2 tRNA genes and 3 rRNA genes are annotated in these 5399 nt (G+C 50.2%); all 5 read left to right on the top strand.

Features of this window, described 5'->3' with window-relative positions:
* Positions 1-235: 235 nt before the first annotated feature.
* The 5 genes from H8B19_RS18655 (at position 236) to rrf (ending at position 5391) form a co-directional block, all read left to right on the top strand.
* A 16S ribosomal RNA gene (locus H8B19_RS18655) occupies positions 236-1768 on the top strand.
* An 83-nt stretch (positions 1769-1851) separates the two neighbouring features.
* A tRNA-Ala gene (locus tag H8B19_RS18660) sits at positions 1852-1927 on the top strand.
* A 4-nt stretch (positions 1928-1931) separates the two neighbouring features.
* Positions 1932-2008, top strand: a tRNA-Ile gene (locus H8B19_RS18665).
* 275 nt (positions 2009-2283) lie between these two features.
* Positions 2284-5164: ribosomal RNA gene (locus H8B19_RS18670) — 23S ribosomal RNA — on the top strand.
* 111 nt (positions 5165-5275) lie between these two features.
* Positions 5276-5391 (top strand): 5S ribosomal RNA (gene rrf, locus H8B19_RS18675).
* Together the 16S, 23S and 5S rRNA genes with 2 tRNA genes alongside form the textbook arrangement of a ribosomal RNA operon.
* The last annotated feature ends 8 nt before the right edge of the window (positions 5392-5399 follow it).

Genomic DNA, 5399 nt, shown 5'->3' on the forward strand with positions numbered 1-5399 from the left:
TTTGTTAGATGCGTAGAATGCGCGCCACTTCGACGGGGAACGGCAACGGTCAGCGGCGAAGTTGAGATGACAAGAAAAACTTTGAAAAAGGGGCTTGACATCAAAACCGGATAGCGTAGAATGCGCATCCCGCTCGAGACAGGGTCTCAAGCACGGTTCTTTAACAATTTGCAACAAGACAATCTGTGTGGGCACTCGTTAATGAGTGTCAACCGAAAATTCATAGATTTACTTTTAATTGAAGAGTTTGATCATGGCTCAGATTGAACGCTGGCGGCAGGCCTAACACATGCAAGTCGAACGGTAACATGTCTAGCTTGCTAGATGATGACGAGTGGCGGACGGGTGAGTAATGCTTAGGGATCTGCCTTTTGGTGGGGGATAACAGTTGGAAACGACTGCTAATACCGCATGACACCTTCGGGTCAAAGAGGGCTTTTGCTCTCGCCAGGAGATGAACCTAAGTGAGATTAGCTAGTTGGTAGGGTAAAGGCCTACCAAGGCGACGATCTCTAGCTGGTCTGAGAGGATGATCAGCCACACTGGGACTGAGACACGGCCCAGACTCCTACGGGAGGCAGCAGTGGGGAATATTGGACAATGGGGGCAACCCTGATCCAGCCATGCCGCGTGTGTGAAGAAGGCCTTCGGGTTGTAAAGCACTTTCAGTTGTGAGGAAAGGTTAGTAGTTAATACCTGCTAGCTGTGACGTTAGCAACAGAAGAAGCACCGGCTAACTCCGTGCCAGCAGCCGCGGTAATACGGAGGGTGCGAGCGTTAATCGGAATTACTGGGCGTAAAGCGCACGCAGGCGGTTTGTTAAGTTAGATGTGAAAGCCCCGGGCTCAACCTGGGAATTGCATTTAAAACTGGCAGACTAGAGTCTTGGAGAGGGGAGTGGAATTCCAGGTGTAGCGGTGAAATGCGTAGAGATCTGGAGGAACATCAGTGGCGAAGGCGACTCCCTGGCCAAAGACTGACGCTCATGTGCGAAAGTGTGGGTAGCGAACAGGATTAGATACCCTGGTAGTCCACACCGTAAACGATGTCTACTAGCTGTGTGAGCATTTAATGCATGCGTAGCGAAGCTAACGCGATAAGTAGACCGCCTGGGGAGTACGGCCGCAAGGTTAAAACTCAAATGAATTGACGGGGGCCCGCACAAGCGGTGGAGCATGTGGTTTAATTCGATGCAACGCGAAGAACCTTACCATCCCTTGACATCCAGAGAATCACCTAGAGATAGATGAGTGCCTTCGGGAACTCTGAGACAGGTGCTGCATGGCTGTCGTCAGCTCGTGTCGTGAGATGTTGGGTTAAGTCCCGCAACGAGCGCAACCCTTGTCCTTAGTTGCCAGCATTAAGTTGGGCACTTTAAGGAGACTGCCGGTGACAAACCGGAGGAAGGTGGGGACGACGTCAAGTCATCATGGCCCTTACGGGATGGGCTACACACGTGCTACAATGGCAAGTACAGAGGGAAGCGAGACCGCGAGGTGGAGCGGAACCCAAAAAGCTTGTCGTAGTCCGGATTGGAGTCTGCAACTCGACTCCATGAAGTCGGAATCGCTAGTAATCGTGGGTCAGAATACCACGGTGAATACGTTCCCGGGCCTTGTACACACCGCCCGTCACACCATGGGAGTGGGATGCAAAAGAAGTAGTTAGTCTAACCTTCGGGAGGGCGATTACCACTTTGTGTTTCATGACTGGGGTGAAGTCGTAACAAGGTAACCCTAGGGGAACCTGGGGTTGGATCACCTCCTTACACTATATATCGGAAGACCGATTTAATGCAGTGTCCACACAGATTGTTTTGTTGTAGATGAACGAGATAGCCAAATGACCTTTGGGGCTATAGCTCAGCTGGGAGAGCGCCTGCCTTGCACGCAGGAGGTCAGCAGTTCGATCCTGCTTAGCTCCACCACATTAGGCTTGTAGCTCAGCTGGTTAGAGCGCACCCCTGATAAGGGTGAGGTCGGCAGTTCAAGTCTGCCCAAGCCTACCACATGGTCTATCTTGAGAAGGGAAAAGGTCCTTAATGAATGAATACTTGGATAAGTGTTGATTGATTAAGGTTTTTTTAACCTTAAATGTTCTTTAACAATATGGAAAGCTGATATTAGTAATCAAAACTGAGTGAGACTCGAAAGAACTTACTCTATCTGATACTGAAAAGAAGTTTGAATCTAGTTTAGATTGAAACCGATTAACACTTGTCGCTCATACAATGTGAACGTTTGTTCATACCTGAAATGCATAAAAGGTTATTTTGGGTTGTATGGTTAAGTGACTAAGCGTATACGGTGGATGCCTAGGCAGTCAGAGGCGATGAAGGACGTGTAAGTCTGCGAAAAGCTGTGGTGAGTTGACAAAACGCATTTTAGCCACAGATGTCCGAATGGGGGAACCCGGCCTGTTTACAGGTCATCCTTAAGTGAATACATAGCTTAAGGAGGCAAACGAAGGGAACTGAAACATCTAAGTACCTTTAGGAAAAGAAATCAATTGAGATCCCCTTAGTAGCGGCGAGCGAACGGGGGCCAGCCCTTAAGTTTATAAAGCGTTAGTGGAACCAGTTGGGAAGCTGGGCGACACAGGGTGATAGCCCCGTACACGAAGGTGCTTTATAGATGAAATCGAGTAGGACGGGACACGTGTTATCTTGTCTGAATATGGGGGGACCATCCTCCAAGGCTAAATACTCCTGACTGACCGATAGTGAACCAGTACCGTGAGGGAAAGGCGAAAAGAACCCCTGTGAGGGGAGTGAAATAGAACCTGAAACCGTATACGTACAAGCAGTGGGAGCAGACTTGTTCTGTGACTGCGTACCTTTTGTATAATGGGTCAGCGACTTATATTCTGTAGCAAGGTTAACCGTATAGGGGAGCCGTAGCGAAAGCGAGTCTTAACTGGGCGTTTTAGTTGCAGGGTATAGACCCGAAACCCGGTGATCTAGCCATGGGCAGGTTGAAGGTGCGGTAACACGCACTGGAGGACCGAACCGACTAACGTTGAAAAGTTAGCGGATGACCTGTGGCTGGGGGTGAAAGGCCAATCAAACCGGGAGATAGCTGGTTCTCCCCGAAAGCTATTTAGGTAGCGCCTCGGACGAATACCACAGGGGGTAGAGCACTGTTTGGGCTAGGGGGTCATCCCGACTTACCAACCCCATGCAAACTCCGAATACCTGTGAGTACTATCCGGGAGACACACGGCGGGTGCTAACGTCCGTCGTGAAGAGGGAAACAACCCAGACCGCCAGCTAAGGTCCCAAAATACTACTAAGTGGGAAACGAAGTGGGAAGGCTAAGACAGCTAGGAGGTTGGCTTAGAAGCAGCCACCCTTTAAAGAAAGCGTAATAGCTCACTAGTCGAGTCGGCCTGCGCGGAAGATGTAACGGGGCTAAGTAGTATACCGAAGCTGCGGCAGCATGTTTTACATGCTGGGTAGGGGAGCGTTGTGTAAGTGGATGAAGGTGAACTGAGAGGTTTGCTGGACATATCACAAGTGCGAATGCTGACATGAGTAACGATAATGGGGGTGAAAAACCCCCACGCCGGAAGACCAAGGTTTCCTGTCCCATGTTAATCAGGGCAGGGTAAGTCGGCCCCTAAGGCGAGGCAGAAATGCGTAGTCGATGGGAAACGGGTTAATATTCCCGTACTTATATAATCAGTGATGGGGGGACGGAGAAGGTTATGCAAGCATGGCGTTGGTTGTCCATGTGAAAGTGAGTAGGAAGAGTGCTTAGGCAAATCCGGGCATTCAATTCTGAGACACGAGACGAGACGCTACGGCGTTGAAGTTGCAGATACCCTGCTTCCAGGAAAAGCCTCTAAACTTATGATTATGTGAACCGTACCCCAAACCGACACAGGTGGTCAGGTAGAGAATACTAAGGCGCTTGAGAGAACTCGGGTGAAGGAACTCGGCAAAATCGTACCGTAACTTCGGGAGAAGGTACGCCTCCGTTTGTGAAGAACTTGCTTCGTAAGCGAATGGAGGCCGCAGTGAAATGGTGGCTGGAACTGTTTATTAAAAACACAGCACTGTGCTAAATCGAAAGATGACGTATACGGTGTGACGCCTGCCCGGTGCCGGAAGGTTAATTGATGGGGTTAGCGTAAGCGAAGCTCTTGATCGAAGCCCCGGTAAACGGCGGCCGTAACTATAACGGTCCTAAGGTAGCGAAATTCCTTGTCGGGTAAGTTCCGACCTGCACGAATGGCGTAATCATGGCCACGCTGTCTCCACCCGAGACTCAGTGAAATTGAAATCGCAGTGAAGATGCTGTGTACCCGCGGCTAGACGGAAAGACCCCGTGAACCTTTACTACAGCTTGGCACTGAACATTGACCCTACATGTGTAGGATAGGTGGGAGACTTTGAAGCGTGAACGCCAGTTTGCGTGGAGTCAACCTTGAAATACCACCCTTGTATGTTTGATGTTCTAACTCTGGTCCCTAATCGGGATTGAGGACAGTGTCTGGTGGGTAGTTTGACTGGGGCGGTCTCCTCCCAAAGAGTAACGGAGGAGCACGAAGGTTGGCTAATCCTGGTCGGACATCAGGAGGTTAGTGCAATGGCATAAGCCAGCTTAACTGCGAGACAGACACGTCGAGCAGGTACGAAAGTAGGTCATAGTGATCCGGTGGTTCTGTATGGAAGGGCCATCGCTCAACGGATAAAAGGTACTCCGGGGATAACAGGCTGATACCGCCCAAGAGTTCATATCGACGGCGGTGTTTGGCACCTCGATGTCGGCTCATCACATCCTGGGGCTGAAGTCGGTCCCAAGGGTATGGCTGTTCGCCATTTAAAGTGGTACGCGAGCTGGGTTTAGAACGTCGTGAGACAGTTCGGTCCCTATCTGCCGTGGGCGCTGGATGATTGAGAGGGGCTGCTCCTAGTACGAGAGGACCGGAGTGGACGAACCGCTGGTGTTCGGGTTGTCATGCCAATGGCATTGCCCGGTAGCTACGTTCGGAATCGATAACCGCTGAAAGCATCTAAGCGGGAAGCGAGCCTCAAGATGAGTCATCCCTGAAGTTTAACTTCTGGAAGGGTTGTTGAAGACTACAACGTTGATAGGCAGGGTGTGGAAGCGTAGTAATGCGTTAAGCTAACCTGTACTAATTGCCCGAGAGGCTTAACCATACAACGCCAAAATGACTTTAGGGTCAGGTGTTGTGAGACAAGTGTTAGAGATAGAGTAAGACAATCTCACTTAGTGATTGCATCAGCTTTTTATATTGTTACCAGTTTATGTCTGGCGGCCATAGCGATACGGTACCACCTGATCCCATTCCGAACTCAGAAGTGAAACGTATTAGCGGCGATGGTAGTGTGGGGTTTCCCCATGTGAGAGTAGCACACCGCCAGACTCCCAATT

Source organism: Neptunicella marina, from assembly GCF_014270035.1.
GTDB classification, from domain to species: Bacteria; Pseudomonadota; Gammaproteobacteria; order Enterobacterales; family Alteromonadaceae; genus Neptunicella; species Neptunicella marina.